Here is a 22,213-nt window from a genome sequence, read left to right on the forward strand (position 1 = left end):
CCGCGCCATCCGGGGTTCTACCAGGTCCCCAATATTTTTGGACTGGTAAGCTTGGCGCGCGCTGCTGGCGGCCCGCCGGCGGCCGAAACCACCAGGCCCGGCCGCCTATCCGCGGCGGGCCATGTCGCATAGCACAATCCGCATAGCGACTTATCAGAACCACTCGGGAGTAAATCAGTGAAAAAACTGCTCGCGGCCTTGACGGTTGCCCTGCTTGCCACCGTTTCGATCGGCGCACACGCCAAAGACTGGACGACGATCCGTTTCGGCGTCGACGCCAGCTACCCCCCGTTCGAATCGAAGGGCTCCGACGGTAAGCTCGTCGGTTTCGACATCGACCTCGGCAACGAAATCTGCGCGCGCCTCAAGGCGAAGTGCGTATGGGTCGAGAACGACTTCGACGGCATGATCCCGGCACTGAAGGCCAAGAAGTTCGACGGCGTGCTGTCGTCGATGTCGATGACGCCGCAACGCGCCGAACAGATCGCTTTCTCGTCGAAGCTGTTCAACACGCCGACGCGCCTCGTCGCGAAGAAAGGCTCGAACATCCAGCCGACTCCTGAATCGCTCGCCGGCAAGTCGGTCGGCGTCGAGCAGGGCACGATCCAGGAAACGTACGCGAAGACCTACTGGGAGCCGAAGGGCGCGAAGGTCGTCGCTTACCAGAATCAGGACCAGGTCTACGCCGATCTGATCTCGGGCCGCCTCGACGCAGCGCTGCAAGACGCCGTGCAAGCGGACATCGGCTTCCTGAAGACGCCGCGCGGCGCGGGCTTCCAGTTCGTCGGCAAGGATCTCGAAGACAAGAAGATCCTCGGTGAAGGCGCCGGCATCGGCATGCGTAAGGAAGACACCGATCTGAAGGCGAAGGTCGACAAGGCGATCGCCGAAATCATCAAGGACGGCACCTACAAGAAGCTCGAGAAGAAGTATTTCGACTTCGACGTCTACGGCGGTTAACACGCCGGCGGCGCGGTTCGCCGCGCCGCACTCGCAAGGCTCCGCCGTATAAACGGGCTCCGCATGGAGCCCGTTTTCGTTCGAGACGGGCATAATAGCCCGCAGTCAACCGATAACGCGGCCTCTACGCTTTGCCGCCTCTCTCTCATGCAAACGCAAATTCACCCGCTGTTGTCCCCGTCGCTTGGCACCGCTCGCAACGTGACGAGCTTCCACTACGGCCCCGGCGGCGGAAAGAAGGTGTATATCCAGTCGTCGCTGCATGCCGACGAACTGCCCGGCATGCTCGTTTCGTGGGCCTTGCGCCGCAAGCTCGAGGCGCTCGAAGCGGCCGGCAAGCTGCGCGGCGAAGTGATCGTCGTGCCGGTCGCCAATCCGATCGGTTTGAACCAGCATATGCTCGGGCTGCTCGCGGGCCGCTTCGAATCGAATTCCGCGCAGAACTTCAACCGCAATTTCCATAACCTCGCGGCGCTCGTCGAACCGATCATCGAAGGCCGCCTGAGCGGCGATATCGAGCACAATCGCGCGGCGATCCGCGCGGCCATGCACGAAGCCTTGCAGGCGCAAAAGCCGCGCACCGAGCTCGAATCGCACCGCCTCGCACTGCAACTGATGTCGTTCGACGCCGATATCGTGCTCGATCTGCATTGCGACTGGGAAGCGGCGCTGCATCTGTACACGAACCCGGACCTGTGGCCCGACGTCGAGCCGCTGTCGCGCTATCTCGACGCCAAGGCATCGCTGCTCGCGCTCGATTCGGTCGGCAATCCGTTCGACGAGATTCACAGCTTCTGCTGGTCCGATTTGCGCGCGCGCTTCGGCGACCGCTTCCCGATTCCGAACGGCTCGATCTCGGTCACGGTCGAACTGCGCAGCCAGCGCGACGTGTCGTACGAGTTCGCGGAGAAAGACGCACAAGCGATCATCGAGTACCTCACGCATCGCGGCGTGATCGACGGCACGGCTGCGCCGATGCCGGCGCTCGAATTCGCGGCCACGCCGCTCGCGGGCACCGAGCCGGTCGTGTCTCCGGTCAGCGGCGTCGTCGTGTTTCGCGCGGAAGTCGGCAAGTGGGTCGACGCAGGCAAGGAGATTGCCGATATCGTCGATCCGCTGACCGATCAAGTCGTCACGCTGAAGTGCACGGTCGCGGGCGTCCTGTACGCGCGGCACGTATCGCGATTTGCGACCGCCGGCATGGAAGTCGCGCGTGTGGCAGGGGCGAAAGCGATCCGCTCGGGATCGTTGTTATCCGCTTAGCCAGGTCTCGTTTCACAGCCGGTTATTCCGCCCGTATTGCTTCGCCTTGTTGTTGCACTCATGCCGTTCGCGGTATGTCGCCAGCAAAAAATCGCCCGCTTGAAAGCGGGCGATTTGTCTTGTGCGTCACCGATTCACACGCGAAGCAGCATTACTTTCATTGAACCTACACTTATAAACAGCTCGTATGCATAACTATAAGAAACGAGCAAAAATTCCCGCGATCCCGTCCTATAAATGTAGTTTTTGCACTACATCTAGTGCATTTTTCGCAATTGTCATATTCAGTCGTATGTAATCCGTTTAAATTTCCGGTCGACGAAAGACCTGCCGAAGAGCATGGCGACAGTCGCTGGCAATTTTCTAAAAACGGAGAAATCTTTGAACAAGAAAGTACTGACCACGGCGCTCCTCGCAACTTTTGCGGGCGCTGCACACGCGCAAAGCAGCGTGACGCTCTACGGGATTATCGATGCAGGTATCAGCTATGTGAATCACAGCGGCACGAATTCGCAGAAGCTGTTCAAGTATGACGACGGCGTCGCACAGGGCAGCCGTTGGGGCATGCGCGGTGCGGAAGACCTCGGTGGCGGCCTGAAGGCGATCTTCGTGCTCGAAGGCGGTTTCAACAGCGGCAACGGCACCTCCAGCCAGGGCGGCGCACTGTTCGGCCGTCAGGCCTTCGTCGGTTTGTCGAAGAATGGTATCGGCGCGTTGACGTTCGGTCGTCAATACTCGATGTCGACCGACGTTCTCGGCGGCGCGTACTCGAACGGCGGCAACATCGTCAGCGGCAACTACTCGTACCACATGAACGACGTCGACCAGTTGACGTCGAGCCGCATCAACAACTCGGTGAAGTTCAGCAGCGCGAACTTCTACGGCCTCACGTTCGGCGCGTTGTACGGCTTCTCGAACCAGGCTGGCGCATTCGGCGGCGCACCGACGGTCGGCACGACGACCGGCTCGTCGCGCACGTACAGCTTCGGCGCGAACTACGCATACGGTCCGTTCAGCGTCGGCGCTGCCTACACGGACATCAAGTTCCCGGCTCTGTCCACGCCGGCATTCAACGTTACCCTCGCGAACTTCACCCCGGGCTCGGGTCCGTCGGGTGGCGCGGCGATCCGCGATCTGCGCACGTTCGGCGTCGGCGGCCGCTACACGCTCGGCCCGATCACGGCATGGGCGTTGTACACGAACACGCTGTTCCAGCCGATCACGCTGGGCTCGTCGCTGTACCAGGCTTACGACGTGGGCGGCAAGTACAACTTCACGCAAGCGCTGTCGGTTGCTGCCGGCTACACGTACTCGAAAGTGGACGGCGCCACGGCAAGCGGCCACTGGAACCAGATCTCGGGTGCTGTCGACTACGCGCTCAGCAAGCGTACCGACGTGTACTTCCTGACGGTGTTCGAGGACGCAAGCGGCCGCGCCGGCAACTCGGAACTGCAATCGCAGATCGGCGACACGAGCTCGTTCTTCGGCAACTCGGGCAACGGCTCGCAAAGCCAGCTGGCGTTCCGCGTCGGCCTGCGCCACAAGTTCTAAGCAGCTTGAGCGGTTGGCCTTGCGGCGAGACGCTCGGCCAGCCTGCTTCGAGAACAGGCACAGACGCCCTTCGGGGCGTCTTTTTTTTTGAGCAGCGCCATGAACGCGCATGCCGCGTCGACATGCGTCGCCACACGCGTTCGCACGATGCTCGACAAGGCGCGGCCGGCGCCGCGCGACGCGCGTTCCGCGGTTTCTGCACGTTTTAAAGCAATCGTTCTAAAATGACGCGTGCGGCTCCGGCGACGGGTCGCGGGCAGGGCCGAACAGCCATGGCTGTTCGGCAGCACGGTTGCGCCATGTGCAAGCGTGACCGTTACGCCTCCCGAATCACGTCGCCGTGTGCATGGCGCCCGACCCGCTCGTCGGCGCGCCGGCCTCATCCATTACAGGAACCGGCATGAAAATCGTAGTTTTTGGCACGGGCGGCGTCGGCGGCTATTTCGGCGCGCGGCTCGCCCAGTCAGGTTGCGACGTCACGTTCGTTGCGCGAGGACGCCACTATGCAGCCATCAAGGCGCACGGTTTGCGCATCGAGAGCCCGCTCGGCAATTTCACACTCGAGGCGCCCCGAATCGTCGAACACATCGGTGCTGTACAACAGGCCGACCTCGTCATAGTCGCGGTGAAACTGTGGGATACCGACGAGGCCGCCCGATCGCTTGCTCCGCTCGTCTCGCGCGGCGCGGCCGTGGTGTCGTTCCAGAACGGCGTGCAAAAAGACGAAACGCTCGGCAAACATCTGCCGCGCGAGTCGATCATCGGCGGAGTCTGCTACATCGCATCGGTGATCTCGTCGCCGGGCGTCATCACGCACAGCGGCACGATGCAGAAACTCGTATTCGGCGAATATGACGGCAGCCGCTCGGCGCGCGTGCAGGCGTTTCATGCGGCATGCGAGAAAGCGGGCATCGCCGCCGAAATAGCCGACGATATCGAGCGGCTGATCTGGGAGAAGTATGTGTTTCTCGTCGGACTGTCGGGCACGACCGCCACGATCCGGCGGCCCATCGGCGCCATTCGCACTCATGCCCGAACGCGCGCATTCCTGTTCGACGTGATGCACGAGGTGGTCGCGGTAGGCCGTGCGAAAGCGGTGCGGCTGCCCGCCGACTTTGCCGAAAACCGGCTCGCGTTCTGCGACACGCTGCCCGAAGGCATGACCTCGTCGATGCATCACGATCTCGAGAACGGCAACCGCCTCGAATTGCCGTGGCTGAGCGGCGGCGTGGCATCGCTGGGCGAAGCGCTCAATGTGCCGACGCCGAGAAACCGGACCATCGCCGACATTCTGGAACTGAGCGCCGACGGCCGCGTGTCCGGCTGAAGCCGGCCCGCACCTCACCCATTCGTGCAGGAGACTTCGCGATGACGACATCCCCGCTGACCATCCGCTCGCTTAGCGCCGCGGCCGTATCGGTGCCGATGCGACGTACCTTCGGTACGAGCGCGCAGACCTTCAACGCCGCTCCGCTGTTACTGGTTACGCTCGAAACCAGCGAGGGCATCGCGGGCCACGGCTATGCATTCTGCTATCTGGATTCAGTGGCACGAGCGATGTCGGCGATGGTCGCGGACCTGAGTGCGTTCCTCGCCGGGCAGCCGGTCAGTCCGCTCGACATCGGCAAGGCCCTTGCGCGCTACTTCAAGCTGACGGGGCTGTACGGACCGCTGTGTATGCTCGCCTCGGCAATCGATACGGCCGCGTGGGACGCGCTTGCGCTTGCCGCGGACGTGCCGCTCGCGACGCTGCTCGGCGGGTCGCCGCGGGCCGTGCGTGCGTACAACAGCAACGGCCTCGGACTCGTCGAGCCGCCGCGCGCAGCCGACGAAGCAGAAGCGTTGCTCGCCGGTGGCTTCCGCGCGGTCAAGATGCGGCTTGGACGTGCTTCTTTCGCAGACGACCTGGCCGCGGTTCGCGCCGTGCGCAAGCGCCTGCCCGACGACGTCGCGTTGATGACCGATTTCAACCAGGCCTTGAGCATCGCGCAAGCGCTCGAATACTGTCCGATGCTCGATGGCGAAGGCGTCTACTGGATCGAAGAGCCGATTCGTCACGACAGCTATGAGCATCTCGCGCAAATCGCCGCGCGCATCGATACGCCCGTCCAGCTCGGCGAGAATTTCGTGTCGGTGCAGCCGGTGTTCGAGGCGGCGAAGGCCGAGGCGAGCGACTATCTGATGTTCGATCTCGACCGCATCGGCGGCGTGTCGGGATGGCGCCTCGCGTCGGGCATCGCGGCGTCGGCCGGGCGCGAAGTCTCTTCGCACCTGTTTCCCGAAGTCAGCGCGCATCTGCTTGCCGCGACACCGACCGCGCACTGGCTCGAATACGTCGATTGGGCCGACGCCGTGCTCGAAGAGCCGCTGCGTATCGAAGACGGATTCGCGATGTTGACGGACAGGCCCGGCAACGGTCTGTCATGGAACGATGCGGCTGTCGAAGCCTATCGAATTGCCTGACGCGTCCGATGCGTTCAATCCGTGTAACGAGTTCGAGCAATGCCACGTCCACGCGAATTTGATGAAGACACCGTACTCGACGCCGCGATCGCGCAATTCTGGTCGCGTGGCTACGAATCGACCTCGGTACGCGAACTCGCGGACACCATGGGCATCACGAGCGCGAGTCTGTACAACGCGTTCGGCGACAAGCGTGCGTTATACGATCGGGCTCTCGAACGCTATGTCGAGCGCGGCTTCCGCGATCGCGTGCAACGGTTCGAAACAACGCTTTCCCCTCGCGACGCGATCGTCGCTTTTTTCGAGGAGATCGTCGATCTCTCGGTCAACGACAAACAGCGCCGCGGCTGTTTGATCGTCAACTCCGTGCTGGAACTGGCGCCGCACGACACGGCCGTTCAGGACGCGCTCGAATGCGTTCTGAAAGAGATGGAGCGCTTCTTTCTGCGCTGCGTGAGCGCCGGTCAGGCCGACGGCACGATTCCGGGTCACACGGCTCCAGCAGATCTTGCGAGAACGCTGCTCGCCGTGCTGATGGGGCTGCGCGTGCTCGCGCGCGTGCGCCCACAGCGCAGTCTGCTGGAAGGCGCCGCGCGTCCGGCAATGGAACTGATCGGCGCGACGCCGAAGACGCGGGCGTCATCGGCGTTGCGCCGTCCGGCCCGAAAAACGTCGCGCATTCCATAACGGGGCCGCGGCTTTTTCTTCAAGCCGCATAACGTGGCTCCTCACAGCCGCCTGCCACATCCTTCTTTGGGCCGCCGCGATCGTTCGCGGCCGGATTCGCTCGCCGCCGCATTGTTTTTTTGCTGCCGCGCTGTCATTTCGGCCCGCGCACGCCGACCTAAGGTCAGCACCGTGGCGTTCGCACGCGATCGCGCGGCAGTACGAGCGGCGCCGCTCTGCCCTATTCGTGACTGGAGATGTCGATAATGAAACTGCTTTCTCATATCGCCGTGGCGGCGACCTTCGCATTCGCGGCCGTAGCGCCGGCCCATGCAGCCGATTTCCGCGACTTCGACAGCAACGCGTTCGCGGCTGCCCAGGCGGCCGGCGAACCGGTACTGGTCGACGTGCACGCGTGGTGGTGTCCCGTGTGCGCATCGCAAAGCCACACGATCAAAAAGCTGACCGCGTCGCCGCGCTATGACAAGCTGGTGGTGTTCCGCCTCAATTACGACAAGCAGAAGGACGACTGGAAGCGTCTGGGTGTGACCACCCAGGGCACGCTGATCGCCTATCGCGGGCAAACCGAAACCGGCCGGCTCGCATATCAGACCAACGCGGCGAAGATCGAAGCGGTGCTCGACAGTGCGGTGCGTTGACCATGAGCGCTTCGTTCAACCTGCTTCTGCTCGGCTACGCAGCCGGCGCACTGACGATTCTGTCGCCGTGCGTGCTGCCGCTCGTGCCGATCGTGCTCGGCAGCGCCGCGCAGCGCAGCCGCTGGGGGCCGCTCGCGCTGGCCGCGGGGCTCGTCGCGTCGTTTACGCTGGTGGCGCTGGCGGTCGCGCTGGCCGGCGTGTCGAGCGGCAGCGACGTGCTGCGCATCGGTGGCGCCGCGGTGCTCGTGCTCGCCGGCGTCGCCATGCTGTTCAAGCGCGCCAGTGCGGGCCTTGGCCGGCTGCTCGCACCGCTTACCGCATGGGCCAGCGACACGCAGCTGCGCGCCGAGCGCTTCGGCACGCTTGGCCAGGCCGCGATCGGCGTGCTGCTCGGCGTCGTCTGGAGTCCGTGCATCGGCCCGACGCTCGGCGCGGCGACCGCGCTCGCCAGCCAGGGTCGCGACGTCGGCTCCGCCACGCTGACGATTTTCTCGTTCGGCGCAGGCATCGCGACGATGCTGCTGGTCGTCGCGCTCGCCGCGCGCACGCTGCTGCCGCGCTGGCGGCAACGGCTGATGAGCGTCGGCGGCATCGGCAACCGCGTATTCGGTGCGCTGCTGGTGGTGGTCGGGCTGCTGATCATCACGGGCCTCGATCGTCAGTTCGAAGCGCTCGCGGTGGCGGCCTCACCTGACTGGCTGACCGATCTGACCACCCGCTTCTAGCCTCCCACATGCACCGTGCCCATCGCGCCGCCGCACTCGCGGCGCACGCGAAGCGCCGCATATCAGACCTGGACGCACGCATGGCAACCCGAACCGCAGACCGCGCACCCGATTCCGGCATCGCGCGCACCGCAGTACCTGCCCCGACGCGGTGCTTTTCTGCGCGAATCCGGCGCTTGCCGGCCACGCAAACCATGCTGCCGATGCCGCCGCATCTCGACGACGACACTGCACAGGCACTCGCCGACGTGCTGCCGCTGCTCGGCTGCGCGGAGGAAGCGGCGACGCTCGCGTTCGGCCGGCTGGCCGACCGCGCGCCGGCAGACGACAAGCACGGCAGCGAGGCCGCTGCGTTGCGCGCGATCGAAGCCGAAGAGCGCGTGCACGACGAACTGCTGCAGCGGCTCGGCGCGGCCTTGCCGGCAGTGCCCGGCGGCGCGGCGCAGCGGGCTGCGGCGCGCCGCTTTCATCTGGGACTCGAAACGCGCGAGCGCACTACGCATCTCGCGCGGATCTGCGCGGTCGATGCGGCGGTCTGCACGATCCTGGCGCGCCTGACGGCGCCGCGCGCGGCGCTTGCGCAAGACGCGCAACTGGTGCGGCTGTTGCAAGGCATTCGCCGCGACGAAGCGCGCCACGTCGCGGTGACGCGCAAACTGGTCGCCGCGCGCGGTGCCGCGGCGCTTGGGCGCATGCAAGGCGCGGCTGCGCGCCACGCGCTGGCCGGCCTGCTCGTCCCGAGCGGGGCGGCCTTCGAGCGCCTGCGCGTAGACCCGGATGCGTTGCTGCGCGACGTTGCACATTTGCCGAACGGGTTGTTCTGATGGATGCGCCGTTGCACACCGCCTACTCGGAAGGCAGTGTCGCCGTGCTCGGCACCGGCGCCGCGCTGCCGGGCGAAGCGCTCGACAACGCAAGCCTGATCGCGCGCGTCGCCGCGCTCGCGCCGGCACTGGACACGCGTGCGCTGCACGCGCTGATGCGGCGGCTCGCGATCGGCCGGCGGCACGTCAGCCGCCCGTTTCGCGAGCGGGCGGAGGCGCCGTCGGCCGGCGCGCGCAATCCGCAACTGGCCGCGCAGGCGTTGCGCCGTGCGCTCGCGCAGGCACAGCTCGAGCCGCAGCAACTAGGCTATCTGATCGGCCACACCGCCACACCCGCTCAGCCGCTGCCGTCGAATATCGCGCTGGTCGCGGACCTGCTCGGTTATCCGGGCCCGCACGTCGAATTGCGGCAAGCATGCACGGGCTTTGCAAACGCGTTGCTGATCGCGTTCGGCATGCTCGCGCAGCGCGGCGCGCGGCCGCTCGCGATCGTCGGCTCGGAAACCGGTTCGCTGTTCTTCGATCCGGCGGCCGCCGTTCACGACCGCGATCAGCGCGTCAATCTCGCGCAGATGGGCGACGGCGCGGCGGCCATCGTGCTTGCGCCGGCGCGAGCCGGCATGCCGCAACTGCGCGCCGCGTGGTTCGGCGCGCTCGGCCTGAACCGTGCACCGGGGCTCGAAATGCGCGCCGGCGGGTCGGACGACGCAGCCGCGCGCACCTCGCCGCTGACGTTTTCGCACGATTACCGGCGCATCGCCGAGTCCGGCGCATTGCTGTTCGACGCCGGCGCAGCGACGGCGCGGCAGCGCGGGGTCGCGCTGGAAGACGTCGACTGGATCATTCCGCATCAGGTGAGCGGCAATATCGGTACGCAGCTGGCCGCCCACTTCGAGGTGCCGGCCGAGCGCTTCTTCGTCAACGCCGGCGAGGTCGGCAACACCGGCTCCGCGGCCATCTGGCTGGCGCTTGCCCAGCTTCGCGAACAGGGTCTCGCGGCGGGCTCGCGCGTCCTGGCGCTCGGCGCGGAAGCCACCAAGTACATGCATGGCGGCTTTCTGTACGAGCACGGTTCCTGCGAACATCGCGCCGCATGATGCGCTTTGCCGCCAGGCGAACGGCACTACGCAATAAAGAATGCCGGGCTGACCACGCGCGCTAGGTCGCGCCTGCCGTGACGCCGGCCGCTTGCCGTGGCCGCGTCGCGCCATCGAGACTGAGCACCGACTGCGCGATCGCCTCGGTCGTAGCGAGCGTGTTGATCGCGCCGGTGCGCAGCGCGCCGAGCACGGCGGTGGTTTTCGTCATCTCGCTGGCGACCGCGATGACGTTCGGGATGCGCACGAGATCCTCGAACGAGAGCCCGATCACCCGATCCGCGAACGGCGTGCGGGACGGTTGCCCGGCCAGATCGATAAAGTCGTAGCCCATCATGTCGCCGACCGCGCCCAGTTGCCTCACGGCGACAATCTCTTCGGGCGTGAACCAGCCCATGCGCACCATGTTGCTGTCTTCGTTGATGTCGCCAATACCGATCAGCGCGAGTTGGGCGCGCCGCGCATGATCGAGCGTCTGCTTGACCGTATCGTTTTGCAGCAGCGCCTCGCGCGCGTCCGGATCGACCACCAGCGCCGGTGCGTACAGCGTTTCGCTTTCGCCGCCGAAGCGCGCCGCGAGCCGCCGGCAAATATGGTCGGCATTCATGGTTTCGCCGCCGCGATACGCACCGCCGATCGCGCAAACGAACTGGCAGGAACGGCGCGTCGACGAGATCGCATGCTGCGAAATCGAGCTGATGTTGCGTCCCATGCCGACCGCGACGATCATGCCGTCCGAGAGGATGCGATCGAGATGGCTCGCCACGAGCCCGGCCAGCAATTCGCGCTGTTTGTCCTGATCCTTGTGGTTCACCGAGACAATCGCGCGTTCGAGCTTGAAGCGCGTGACGAGCTGCTGCTCGAGTTCGCTCGTATCGCGCGGATGATGCCGGACGCGAATCTCGACAATGCCCTCTTCCTGCGCACGCCTGAGCAACCGCCCGACCTTGGCCCGCGAAATGGAAAATGTCTTGGACAGATCTTCCTGAGTGAGCCCGTCGACGTAGTAGAGGGTGGCGAGGCGTGTCAGTTCGTCGGTTTCCATCAGGCAATCCTCAGAAGTGGAATCGGGCTGCGACGTGCGCAACGATACCGACCGGGACTCGCCGCGATTGGCGTTGCCGCTGCATCAGCCCGGGATCCGGTCCCCGCCCGCGGTGCGCTCGTCCTCTTTCGCGTGGAGCTCGGTCTCGTATTGCTGGATGCGTTGCACCTTCGGTGCCGAGCGGCCGCCGTCGAACTGCGCGGCGAGAAAAGTATCGACAATGGCTTTCGCCAGTTCCGGACCCACGACGCGTGCGCCGATCGTCACGATCTGCGCGTCGTTGCTGCGGCTCGCGCGCTCGGCCGAATACGTATCGTGACACTGCGCGGCACGGATGCCCGGCACCTTGTTGGCCGAAATGGCCATGCCGATGCCGGTTCCGCACAGCAATACGGCACGCCCGTATTCCCCGGTGACGACGCGCTCGGCCACGGCAAACGCAATGTCGGGATAGATAACAGGCTGCGCATTATAGGTGCCGAAATCCGTCACGTCGACACCTCGCCCGCGCAGATGCGCCAACAGGATCTCCTTCAGGTCGTAGGCCGCCTCGTCACAGCCGATCGCAATTTTCATTCAGTCACTCCCGGCGCAATTCCGCGCAGACGTGCGCGTTCGTTCGCGGTTTTCAGCATTGTGAAATTGAACATTTGATTAGTCAAGAGCAAATTCTCGACCTGATTTCGGGTAAAAGATACCCATTCTTCGTGAATTTCAGAAGCAGTTGCGCCCAACTCGGCGCTCTCGAATAAATACAAGTGCTCGCATATGAGCAAATGTCACATCGATTGCGCACCCGAACTCGACCATGCATGAGATCTATTTGATGATCCCGATCTTCTTGCGGTCGATCGTGATGAACACCGCGGCAATCAGCACGACGCCTTTTACGATGTTCTGCAGGTACGGATCGACGCCTGCCATGTTCATGCCGTTCGACAGGATCGTGATGATCAGGACTCCGAGTATCGTGCCCTGAACGCTGCCTAGTCCGCCGGTCAGCGGCGTGCCGCCGACCACCACCGCGGCGATCACATCGAGTTCGAGCCCCTCGCCGAGCTGCGAAGTGGCGGCCATGGCGCGCGCGCTTTGCAGCAGGCCGGCAATGCCGCACAGCAGACCGAGCAGGGTGAACATGGCGATCTTGACCCGGTCGATGCGGATCCCGGTCAGTCGCGCGACGCGCTCGCCGCCGCCCGTCGCCTTGAGCTCTCGCGCGAACACCGTGAAGCGCAACGTCACCCACCCGAGCAGCACCACCGCAACGGCGATCCACACGGCGTTCGGCACGGCGAGGGAACGGCCCGAATAGAAGTCGAGAAAGCTTTCGCTCTCGATCGAGACCGGTGCGCCGCGCGTGAAATACAGCACGATGCCGCGAAACACCACCATCGTGCCGAGCGTGACGATGAAGGACGGCACTTTCCCTTTGGCGACCACCACTCCATTGACGAAGCCGCACGCAAGACCGACGAGCACGGCGGGCACGATGGCGAGTACGCCGAGCGCGTTCGAACTGGCCGCGGCGGCCAGCGCGGCCAGTGCGACGATCGAGCCGACCGACAGATCGATCGAACCGGCGATCACGACGAAGGTCATGCCGAGCGCGGCGACCGCCAGCACCACGGCCTGCTGCAGCACGATCAGCGCGTTGCCGGGCGTGAGAAAGCGCCGCGAGCTGATCGAGAAGGCGATGCACAGCGCGGCCAGCAACAGCACGGGGAACATTCGCCGCAGCACGTCCGGCCGCTCGCGCGAAGCCGAGGTTTCGACACGGGTGCCGGCGTGCTCACGCCGGCCGGGAAGCGGTGATGTAGACGGACGGTCCATGGTGTTCTCAGGTCATGAAGCGGACGATAGTCGTCTCGTCCGCTGTATCGCCGGCGGCGAACGTATGTTCGATGCGGCCGCCGCGCATCACGGCGAGCCGGTCGGAGAGGCCGATCAGTTCCGGCAGGTCGTCGCTGACGAGCAGCACCGCGACGCCCTCTTCCGCCAACGTGCGGATGACGCGGTAGATCTCGATACGCGCGCCGATGTCGACGCCACGCGTCGGGTTGTTGAGCAACAGCAGCCGCGGCGCGACATGCAGGCACTTCGCCAGCACGACTTTCTGCAGGTTGCCGCCGCTCAGCGCGCGGCACGCGATGCCCGGATGCGCGGCCTTGATCTTCAGGCGCGCGCCGAGTTCCGACACGTCGCGATGCGCCTGCCGCGTGTCGAACATCCCGAGGCGGCGCGGCGGCCGGGCCATGACGATGTTGTCCAGCACGCTGAAGTCGGCAATCAGGCCTTCGCCGGTGCGATCGCCCGGCAGATACGCGACGCCGGCACGCCACGCCGCATCGGGATGTCGGGGCGCGTAGCGGTTCGCGCCGAGCGCGAGCGTTCCGCGCTGCGGCGCGAGCACGCCCATCGCGAGTTCGAGCACCGCTTCGCCGCCGCCGCCCTTCAGGCCGGCAATGCCCACGATCTCGCCGCTGTGCACGTCGAGGCGCACATCGTCGAGACGGCCGGCCACGCTCACGTCTTGCACGGCGAGCACGATTTCGGCCGGCGGCCGTTGTGCCTTGGGCGGAAACACGTGGCCCGAGATATCGCGGCCGACCATGCGCGCATGGATCTCCGCCGGCGCGATGTCGGCGACGTGCGCGCTGCCGGCGAGGTTGCCGTCCTTCAGGATGGTCAGTCGATCGGCGACTTCCGTTACCTCGCTCAGGTGATGCGACACGAACGCGACCGACAACCCGCGCGCCTTGAGCGCGCGAATCGCCTTGAGCAGCGCGTCGACTTCCCGGTGGCCGAGAAAAGCGGTCGCTTCGTCGAGAAACAGGATCTGCGGATCGTGCGACAACGCCCGCGCAATCTCGATGCATTTCCATTGCCCGAGATCGAGCCGCTCGATACCGGTCGACACCTGAATCCCCGCGTCGAAACTATCGAGCACCTGTTGCGCAGCGCGCTCGAGCGCCCTGCGCTGCATGAAGCCGTAACGCGAGAAGCGCGAAAGCCGATCGATGAAGATGTTTTCCGCCACTGTCAAAGACGGATTGATCGTGATTTCCTGGTGCACGAGCGCCACGCCGTGGCGCTCGGCTTCGCGCGTGTCGTGCGGTGCGTAACGCGCATCGGCGAGGCGCATCGCGCCGTCGTCGGGCCGCTCGGCGCCGGCGAGGATCCGCAGCAGCGTCGACTTGCCCGCGCCGTTCTCGCCGACCAGCGCGTGAACCTCGTTCGACGCGAGTTCGATCGATACGTCCCGAAGCGCAACGGTATTGCCGAAACGCTTGTTAATGTGCTCAGCGACCAGCGTCATCTGCGAATACCGTCGGGCATGACAGGGAACCTCGCGTGTGCAAATCGACGAATGCCTAGCTGTACTTCATATCGAACGACGCGGCCGGTGCATTCGGCGTGTAGAAACGCGAGTGCTTGCGGAAGTCGTAGGGTGGAATGCCATGCGGGAAGTCCTTTTCGAACTGCGGCACCTGATCGCGGCTCAGCGGCAGCAGATGAAGCTTGACCGTGTCGTCCTGCCGGCTCACGGGCTTGCCCTTGATCTGGTCGAACAGCATCACGAGCGCGAAGCCGCCCTGTAGCCAGTGACCGCCGATATCGAACAGCAGTTCGCCGCGCTTCACCGCCTCGACGTTTTCGGGGTTCAGGTCCATCGCGACCACGTAGACATCCTTGCCGGGCATCTTGCCGGCATTGCGCAGCGCGGCCATCACGCCGGTCGCCGTGCCGCCGTTGGCGGCCCAGACGCCCTTGATGTCGGGATGCCCCTGATACAGCGATTCGAAGGCGGTCTGCGACGTATCGCGCACGAAGTTGCCGTCGACCTCGCCGGCCACCGTCACCTCGGGATGTTCCTTCAGCGCGCGTCCGAGCCCTTTGCGCCGATCGATCGCGACCGACGTGCCGGCCGTGCCGTTGACCACGCCGATCACCTTCTTGCCGTTTGCGCCGGCGGGCACCGCGGTGAACAGTTTGATCGCCATCTGATAGCCGGCCTCTTCGTCGCTCGGTCCGATGAAGGCGATGTAGTTCGGAAAGCGCGGCGTTTGCGGGCTGAAGTCGGGGTACGAGTCCGTGAGGATGACCGGAATGCCCGCGTTCTTCGCAAGCGTGAGTCCGGGCACCGCGGTCGACCAGTACGGCGTGAAAATGATGCCGTCCACCTTCTGCGCGGTCAGATCCTCGAGGCTGCTCACCATGCGGTCCGGCTTGTTGTCTGCATTGAGCACGGTCAGATCGACGCCGAGTTGGCTGGCGCCCTGCTTCATGAAGTCGACGTAGTTGTTCCAGAACTGCGCGTCGAGCGTCGGCACGACCACGCCGATGCGGACCTTCTGCTGCGCCGCGCGCACGCCGCCTGCGAGCGGCAGCAGCGCGATACTCGTCAGGTACTTCAGGGACCGCCGTTTGCTCGCCTGCATGATCGTCTCCTTGAGGTTGTTCTGTCGTTCTGCCATTGCGCGCCCGCGTCGTTCGGACGGACGTCTCCTCGCGCAGACGCATCGCCTGCCTGCGCGTCCCTTCAGCGCCTTTGCTGCGCCTTCAGCGCCCGTTCAGGCGGGGTGCTTCTCGGTCTGCTTCTCGCCCCGCTCCGCAGCGGCGAGCAACGCGCCGAGCGATTCGCTCATGCTGCGCAGGATCAGGAAGCACGAACACGCGCCCGCATCGAGCACGCCGATCGAGCGATCGCCGAGACGGCTGGCGCGGCCGACGCGCGCGCGCAGTTCGCGCGTGGAGTTCATGCCACCCTCGGCCGCCGCGGTCATCGCGTCGAGGCATTCGCGAAACGAACGGTTTTCAGCAAGCGCCGCCTCGTATGCGGCCCGCGCCGGCTCGAGCGTATCGATCAAGGTCTTGTCGCCCACTTTCGCGTCGCCGATCGCCTGGACCGCGTCGATGCCGGCCGAGAGCGCGCGATAGAACAGTGGGCTGTCGAGCAACGCGTGTCCTTCGAGCACGCTGCTCATATCGAGGAAGAACGAGCCGTACAGCGGTCCCATCGACCCGCCGATGCCGCCCATCAGCGCATCGGACAGATCGGCGAGCGCAGCCGGCAGCGACGGCGGCGTGGCGCGTTTCGCGAGGCGTTCGCCGCATTGCGAGAAGCCCTTGCTCATGTTGATGCCGTGATCGCCGTCGCCGATCGCGCCGTCGACTTCGCTCAGGTATTGGCGGTTCGAATTGATGACGCCGATCAGATCGGCAACCACGCTGCCCGCGGCGGCCATGTCGAGAGTGTCGGTCACGATGCGTCTCCTACGGTGATGCCGATGCTTCGGCACGGATGGTGAAGCGCACGCGAAAGCTGCTCGTCGAGCCGCGTCAGCGTGACGGTCACGCCCATCATCTCGAGCGAAGTGAAGAGGTTGCCCACGCGCGAAAAGCCGATTTCGATGCCGCCTTCGCGCAGATAGTCCGCTACCTCGCCGTACAGGATGTACTGCTCCATCAACGGCGTCGCGCCGAGCCCGGAGACCAGCAATGCAACCTTGTCGCCGCGCGCGAAAGGCAGGTCGGGCAGCAGCGTATCGAGCATCCGCCTGGCCATGTCTTTTGCCGGCACCGTGCGCTGCACTTCGATTCCGGGCTCGCCGTGATGGCCGATGCCGACTTCCATGTCGCCATCCTTGATCGTGAAGTTGGCCTTGCCGACCGCGGGAATCGTGCACGCCGACAATCCGATGCCGATCGAGCGCGTCGATTCGATCGCATGTCGCGCGGCCGACACCACTTCGTCGAGCGAGGCGCCCAGCGCCGCGCACGCGCCGGCGACCTTCCACATGACGATCTCGCCGGCCACGCCGCGGCGTTTCGCGATTTCCTCCGGCGGCGCCGAGGCGGCGTCGTCATTGGCGACGACCGGCACCACGCGGATGCCGTCGCGTTCGGCCATGCGCATGGCCATCTTGACGTTCATGTTGTCGCCGGCGTAGTTGCCGTACAGGCAGGCGACGCCCGCGCCGCCGTCGGCGGCCTTGAACGCGTCGGCAAACGACTTCGCGGTCGGCGACGAAAAGATCTCGCCAACGGCGACCGCATCGACGAGGTGCTCGCCGACATAGCCGATAAAGGCCGGTTCGTGACCCGACCCGCCGCCCGTGACGATGCCCACGCGGCCCTTCTGTCCTGCGTTCACATGCGAGACGACGCGCGGATTGTCGGCCGACGCTCGCAGTTCCGGATGCGCGGCGAGTATGCCGCGCAACATGTCTTCGACAACCAGATCCGGATTATTGATGACGCGATTCATGAGCTTTCCTCGAGTTCTCTGGTTGCGTTTATCCGCTTCGCGGTGCGCTGCTTCCTATGCACCCGCTTCCATGCACGCTTCGTATGCGCGGCTTCGCGTTGCGCCGCCTATTGAGCGGTATAGCCGCCGTCGATCACGATGTTCTCGCCGTTCACCATCGCAGCGGCGTCGCTCGCGAGATAAAGAATCAGTGCGCCGATTTCGTCGGGACGGGCAAAGCGGCCGGCCGGAATCTTCGCCTTCATTGCTTCGCCGACCGCGCCCGCCCACGCTTTGCGGCCCAGTTCGGTTTCGACCACGGTCGGCGAAACAGCGTTGACCGTGACGCCGTGTTTCGCCCATTCGAGCGCGAGCACCTTCGTCATGCCGACGATGGCCGCCTTGCTCGCGCAGTACGCGGCATGACGTTCGAGCGCGATTACGCTCGCCTGCGAGGCGAGGTTCACGATGCGTCCGTAGCCGCGCCCGATCATCTCGCGGCCCGCTGCCTGCGCGAGCAGAAACGGCGCCTTCAGATTCAGCGCCATGGTGCGGTCCCAGGCGTCCTCGCTCAACGTCTCGGCCGGTTCCAGCAACGCGACGCCGGCATTGTTGACAAGGATGTCGAGCCGGCCGCAGCGGGCGACGACATCGCGCACCGCCGCCTCGGCGGCGCCGGGCGCGACGAGATCGGCCACCACGGCGACGTGGCCCCGTTCGCCGCCTTGCAGCGCGGCGGCAACCTCGCGCACCGCCGGATTGATGTCGAGCAGCGCGAGCCGCGCACCCGCCGCCGCGAGGCTTTCGGCAGCCGCGAAGCCGATGCCGCTCGCCGCGCCGGTGACGAGCGCCACGCGGCCGCTCAGATCGAAAAGTTTGCCTGCTTGCTGCGCCATGAATCTGCTCCGGTCGGTGACGTACGGCTTACTGTTGCGAGACTTCGCGAACCTTCTTGAGGATGGCGTCCGCATTCGCTTGCGTGACCTGCGTCCACGGCACCGTGTACTCCTTGCTGGTGCCGCCGTTCCACGGCATCTTCGCGCCGTACTCGGTCCAGATTTCGGACTGCGGCTTGTACGACGGGCCGACCACCGCGCGCATCGCGAGATCGAGCGCACCTTGCGATTGCGCCCTGGCGTCCTGGAAGAACGTCGTCATCTCGCCGCGCTTGGCCGCCTGTATGCCGTCGGCAATGCCGTCGATGCCGGCCACCGGAATCTTCTTCGGGTCGAGCCCCTTCGACTTCATCGCCTGGATCGCGCCGAGCGCTTCCTCGTCGTTTTCGGCGATGACGCCGTTGATCTGCCCAGGGTGCGACGTCAGCCAGTCCTCGACGAGCGCGAGCGCCTCGGCGCGCGACCAGTTGGCGGTCTTGTTTTCGAGCACCTTCACGTCCTTGTGCTGCGCGAGCACTTCGGCAATGCCCTTCGAGCGGTCGATCTGCGCCGACTGGCCGATCGGCCCCTCGATGATCACGACGTTGCCTTTGCCGCCGATCGCCTTGACGATCGCTTCGGCTTCGAGCCGGCCCGCGACGACGTCGTCGTTGCCGACGTACGAAGTCAGCTGGTCGCCGGACACGTGCGTGTTCGAGCCGATCACCGGAATATGGGCGGCCACGGCCTTCGCGACCGCGGCCGCGCCGGCATTCTTGTCGATCGGCGCAAAGATGATCGCGTCGTACTTCTGCGTGATCATGGTGTCGAACTGATTGCTTTGCGTGAGCGCATCGTAGTTGCCGTCGAACACGACGATCTGCGCCGAGCCGTTCTTGACCGCCGGATCCTGCTTGACGGCGTTGGTCCACATCTGCATGAATTCGGCTTTGAGGCCATACGGCATGACGCCGATGCGAACCGGTTTCGCCGCCTGCGCGACGCTGATCGTCATCGCGGCGAGCATGGCCGCCAGCACTGCCTGATTCCGTAGCTTCACTGATCGTCTCCTGAGTTTGTTGTTAAGTCCGATCCTGGATGGAGGTCACTGCTTCTTGCGCGATACATCGAGCAGAACCGCGCCGACGATGATCACGCCCTTCACGACCTGCTGGTAGTAGGACGACACGCCCAGCAGATTCAAACCATTGTTGATCACGCCGATCAGCAGCGCGCCGACCACCGTGCCGCCGAGCGAGCCCGAGCCGCCCGACAGGCTCGTGCCGCCGATCACCACGGCGGCGATCGCGTCGAGCTCGTACGACAGGCCCGCCTGCGGCAGGGCCGACGTGGTGCGCGCGGCCAGCACGATGCCGGCGAGCCCGGCCAGCAGCCCGCCGATCACGTACACCGAAAAAATGATCTTGCCGGTGCTGATGCCGCTTGTTTTCGCGCTCTTCGCGTTGCCGCCGACCGCATAGACGTAGCGGCCGTAAGTCGTGTAGCGCAGCACGAACCAGAACAGCAGCACCACCAGCGCGAACACGATCACCGGCACCGGCACGCCGGCGAAGTTGCCTGTGCCTGTGCGCAGGAAGCCATCGGGCAGATCGGCGATCGGCATGCCGTCGTTGTAGATGAAGGTCAGACCGCGCGCGACGCTGAGCATGCCGAGCGTCGCGACGAACGACGGCACGGCGAGCCGCGCGACCACGATGCCGTTGACCGCGCCGACCGCCGCGCCGACCAGCAGACCCGCCAGCAGCCCCAGCGCGACACCGTGCGGATGCGCGCCGGTCACGACGCTCGCGCTGACCATGCCCGCCAGCGCGAGCGTCGAGCCGACCGACAGGTCGATGCCGCCGGTCAGCACGACGTAGGTCATGCCGACTGCGAGAATCCCGTTGATCGAGGTCTGCCGGAGGACGTCGGCGATGTTGCCCCACGTCAGGAAATACTGGTTCGCGAAAGACAGCACGATGCACAGCAGCACCAGCGCCGCGAGCATGCCGTAACGCTGGTAAAGCTGATGCATCTGCGCGGCGCGGCTTTTCTGCGCGGGAACGCTGACCGAGGGTGAGAGTGGTGTATTCATGACGCGAGGTGCAGAAGGTCTTCCTGGCTGGAGAGATGGCCGTCGATCACGGAGACCAACCGCCCGGACTTGAAGATTGCGATGCGATCGCTGACGTCGAGTACCTCCTGAGCTTCGGACGACACGACAATGGCCGCGCCGCCCTGCGTGACGAAATCGTCGAGCAACTGGTAGATCTCCCGCTTGGCGCCTTCGTCGATGCCGCGCGTCGGCTCGTCGCACAGCAGGCAAACGGGGCTCGTCGACAGGCAGCGCGCCAGCACGACTTTCTGCTGGTTGCCGCCGCTCATCGACGAAACCGGCAGCGAAGCCGAAGCAGTCTTGATGCGCATGCGATCGATCATCGCGCGCACGAGCGCCTTGACCTTGCGCCCGTCGATCAGCGAAAAGCGCGACAGCGCCGGATAAGCGGACAGCGAAATGTTGTCGCGCACCGACGACGACAGGATCAGGCCGGTCTCCTTGCGGTCCTCGGTGACGAGCGCGAGACCGGCGCGGATCGCCTGGCGCGGGCTGCCCGGCGCAAGCCTGCGCCCCTTGAATTTCACTTCGCCGTCCTGTGCGTTCGTGAGCCCGTAGACGCAGTTCAGATATTCGCTGCGGCCCGAGCCCATCAATCCGTAGATGCCGAGCACTTCGCCGGCGCTGACCGACAGCGAAATATCCTCGAACTCGGCATTGCGCGAGAGGCCAGCGGTTTCGAGGACGGTTTGGCCAGTGGGCCGGCGCTTCTTGTCGTTCTGATTCAGCTTCCGCCCGACGATCGTGCTGACGAGATACGAACGGTCGATATCGGCGATGCGGCCGCTATCGACGAAGCGGCCGTCGCGAAACACCGTGTATCGGTCTGCAATCCGGAATACCTCGGAAAGCCGATGCGTCACATAGATGATGCCGGTGCCCTGCGCGGTCAGGCTGCGAATGGCATTGAACAGCACCTCGGTTTCCGATTCGCCGATCGCGGAAGTCGGCTCGTCCATGATCATCACGTCGCATTCGCGGCTGAACGCCTTGGCGATCTCGACGAGCTGGATTTGCGCGAGGCTCAGCGAGTCGACCGTTGCGCGCGCATCGATCGCGAAGCCGAGCCGGTCGAGCAGTTGCTGCGCCTTGCGCGCGAGCGCGTTGAATTTCACGAGCACGCCCGCGCGACGCGGCTCGCGTCCGAGATAGAGGTTCTCGGCCACGGTCATGCCGCGGATCGGCGTGAGCTCCTGCGTGATGATCGCGATGCGGTTGGCGAGCGCGTCGGCCGGCGAACGGAAGTGAACCTCGCGCCCGTTGAGCAGAATCGTGCCGGCATCGCGCTCGAGGATGCCCATGATGATGCTGAGAAACGTCGACTTGCCGGCGCCGTTGCCGCCGCACAGCGCGTGGACACTTCCGCGGTGCAGGGTCAAGCGACCGTCGTCGAGTGCGGGAACGCCGTCGAACGACTTTTTCAGACCGCTCGCCTCGAGTAGCAGATCGCTCACCTTGCCTCCGTCATTTGCTCATCAATGAACAATTGATCAATCGAGCGCTATCCTAGAGGGCAGGGAAAAGGGTGTCAATCTTCTGCAACAGATGGTTAACCCGCAGCAATCCGTCGTCTCAACGAGTATTACACGACGCTTATCGCCGCTTTTCGCGACAAAAGCGAGCTGAGGGGATGCTCACGCCAGCCGGGAATGCCACCCCTCACACGCCGAGTCAATGAGAATTTGATCTATATCGAACATATGATCGATCAGCGCGAATCCA

The 22,213-nt window shown here is 65.0% G+C and carries 21 protein-coding genes; 10 read left to right on the forward strand and 11 right to left on the reverse strand.

Going from position 1 to position 22,213, the window contains the following annotated elements:
- Positions 1–177: 177 nt before the first annotated feature.
- The 10 genes from BTO02_RS32530 to BTO02_RS32575 all read left to right on the forward strand — a co-directional run bounded on the left by BTO02_RS32530 (position 178) and on the right by BTO02_RS32575 (position 10,208).
- Positions 178–960, forward strand: a complete 783-nt coding sequence (locus tag BTO02_RS32530) for an ABC transporter substrate-binding protein (RefSeq protein WP_075161060.1) — start codon at positions 178–180, stop codon at positions 958–960.
- A gap of 147 nt (positions 961–1,107) precedes the next feature.
- Positions 1,108–2,223 (forward strand): succinylglutamate desuccinylase/aspartoacylase family protein, encoded by a 1,116-nt coding sequence (locus BTO02_RS32535; RefSeq protein ID WP_075161061.1) that lies wholly within the window; start codon positions 1,108–1,110, stop codon positions 2,221–2,223.
- A 381-nt stretch (positions 2,224–2,604) separates the two neighbouring features.
- On the forward strand, positions 2,605–3,774 hold the full coding sequence (locus BTO02_RS32540) for a porin (protein WP_075161610.1): 1,170 nt from the start codon (positions 2,605–2,607) through the stop codon (positions 3,772–3,774).
- Positions 3,775–4,174: 400 nt separating this feature from the next.
- Positions 4,175–5,101: a ketopantoate reductase family protein gene (locus BTO02_RS32545; protein ID WP_075161611.1), complete on the forward strand. Its 927-nt coding sequence runs from the start codon at positions 4,175–4,177 to the stop codon at positions 5,099–5,101.
- Between the two features lie 41 nt (positions 5,102–5,142).
- Positions 5,143–6,237 carry an enolase C-terminal domain-like protein gene (locus BTO02_RS32550; protein WP_075161062.1) on the forward strand — a complete coding sequence of 365 codons (1,095 nt, stop codon included), beginning with the start codon at positions 5,143–5,145 and terminating at the stop codon, positions 6,235–6,237.
- 39 nt (positions 6,238–6,276) lie between these two features.
- Positions 6,277–6,924: a TetR/AcrR family transcriptional regulator gene (locus BTO02_RS32555; RefSeq protein ID WP_075161063.1), complete on the forward strand. Its 648-nt coding sequence runs from the start codon at positions 6,277–6,279 to the stop codon at positions 6,922–6,924.
- Positions 6,925–7,169: 245 nt separating this feature from the next.
- Positions 7,170–7,562, forward strand: a complete 393-nt coding sequence (locus BTO02_RS32560) for a thioredoxin family protein (RefSeq protein WP_198039293.1) — start codon at positions 7,170–7,172, stop codon at positions 7,560–7,562.
- A gap of 2 nt (positions 7,563–7,564) precedes the next feature.
- Positions 7,565–8,287, forward strand: coding sequence for a cytochrome c biogenesis CcdA family protein (locus tag BTO02_RS32565; RefSeq protein ID WP_075161065.1), 723 nt, complete (start codon positions 7,565–7,567; stop codon positions 8,285–8,287).
- Positions 8,288–8,367: 80 nt separating this feature from the next.
- Positions 8,368–9,111, forward strand: a complete 744-nt coding sequence (locus tag BTO02_RS32570; protein WP_198039294.1) for a hypothetical protein — start codon at positions 8,368–8,370, stop codon at positions 9,109–9,111.
- On the forward strand, positions 9,111–10,208 hold the full coding sequence (locus tag BTO02_RS32575) for a 3-oxoacyl-ACP synthase III family protein (protein WP_075161066.1): 1,098 nt from the start codon (positions 9,111–9,113) through the stop codon (positions 10,206–10,208). The genes BTO02_RS32570 and BTO02_RS32575 overlap by 1 nt, the downstream gene beginning before the upstream one ends.
- Positions 10,209–10,269: 61 nt before the next feature.
- Here the strand turns inward: BTO02_RS32575 and BTO02_RS32580 are convergent, their stop codons facing one another.
- The 11 genes from BTO02_RS32580 to BTO02_RS32630 all read right to left on the reverse strand — a co-directional run bounded on the left by BTO02_RS32580 (position 10,270) and on the right by BTO02_RS32630 (position 21,945).
- On the reverse strand, positions 10,270–11,253 hold the full coding sequence (locus BTO02_RS32580) for a sugar-binding transcriptional regulator (RefSeq protein WP_075161067.1): 984 nt from the start codon (positions 11,251–11,253) through the stop codon (positions 10,270–10,272).
- A gap of 84 nt (positions 11,254–11,337) precedes the next feature.
- Entirely contained in the window at positions 11,338–11,829 is a 492-nt protein-coding gene (gene rpiB / locus BTO02_RS32585; RefSeq protein WP_075161068.1) for a ribose 5-phosphate isomerase B, read from the reverse strand.
- Between the two features lie 243 nt (positions 11,830–12,072).
- Positions 12,073–13,083 (reverse strand): ABC transporter permease, encoded by a 1,011-nt coding sequence (locus BTO02_RS32590; RefSeq protein ID WP_083615494.1) that lies wholly within the window; start codon positions 13,081–13,083, stop codon positions 12,073–12,075.
- A gap of 7 nt (positions 13,084–13,090) precedes the next feature.
- Positions 13,091–14,569 carry a sugar ABC transporter ATP-binding protein gene (locus BTO02_RS32595; protein ID WP_075161070.1) on the reverse strand — a complete coding sequence of 493 codons (1,479 nt, stop codon included), beginning with the start codon at positions 14,567–14,569 and terminating at the stop codon, positions 13,091–13,093.
- Positions 14,570–14,624: 55 nt separating this feature from the next.
- The gene (locus tag BTO02_RS32600) at positions 14,625–15,728 is read right to left on the reverse strand and encodes an ABC transporter substrate-binding protein (protein ID WP_075161071.1); all 1,104 of its coding nucleotides are present in this window, start codon (positions 15,726–15,728) and stop codon (positions 14,625–14,627) included.
- A gap of 96 nt (positions 15,729–15,824) precedes the next feature.
- Positions 15,825–16,499, reverse strand: coding sequence for a dihydroxyacetone kinase subunit DhaL (dhaL, locus tag BTO02_RS32605; RefSeq protein WP_075161072.1), 675 nt, complete (start codon positions 16,497–16,499; stop codon positions 15,825–15,827).
- A 14-nt stretch (positions 16,500–16,513) separates the two neighbouring features.
- Complete coding sequence (locus tag BTO02_RS32610) at positions 16,514–17,521, reverse strand: dihydroxyacetone kinase subunit DhaK (protein ID WP_075161073.1); 1,008 nt, start codon at positions 17,519–17,521, stop codon at positions 16,514–16,516.
- A gap of 107 nt (positions 17,522–17,628) precedes the next feature.
- On the reverse strand, positions 17,629–18,396 hold the full coding sequence (locus tag BTO02_RS32615; protein ID WP_075161074.1) for a GolD/DthD family dehydrogenase: 768 nt from the start codon (positions 18,394–18,396) through the stop codon (positions 17,629–17,631).
- A 28-nt stretch (positions 18,397–18,424) separates the two neighbouring features.
- On the reverse strand, positions 18,425–19,402 hold the full coding sequence (locus BTO02_RS32620; RefSeq protein WP_075161075.1) for a substrate-binding domain-containing protein: 978 nt from the start codon (positions 19,400–19,402) through the stop codon (positions 18,425–18,427).
- Positions 19,403–19,480: 78 nt separating this feature from the next.
- The gene (locus tag BTO02_RS32625) at positions 19,481–20,470 is read right to left on the reverse strand and encodes an ABC transporter permease (protein ID WP_075161076.1); all 990 of its coding nucleotides are present in this window, start codon (positions 20,468–20,470) and stop codon (positions 19,481–19,483) included.
- Positions 20,467–21,945, reverse strand: a complete 1,479-nt coding sequence (locus BTO02_RS32630) for a sugar ABC transporter ATP-binding protein (RefSeq protein ID WP_075161077.1) — start codon at positions 21,943–21,945, stop codon at positions 20,467–20,469. Before BTO02_RS32630 ends, BTO02_RS32625 begins: the two co-directional genes overlap by 4 nt.
- Positions 21,946–22,213: the final 268 nt, after the last annotated feature.

This window comes from Paraburkholderia sp. SOS3 (genome assembly GCF_001922345.1).
In the GTDB taxonomy this organism is placed as follows: Bacteria; Pseudomonadota; Gammaproteobacteria; order Burkholderiales; family Burkholderiaceae; genus Paraburkholderia.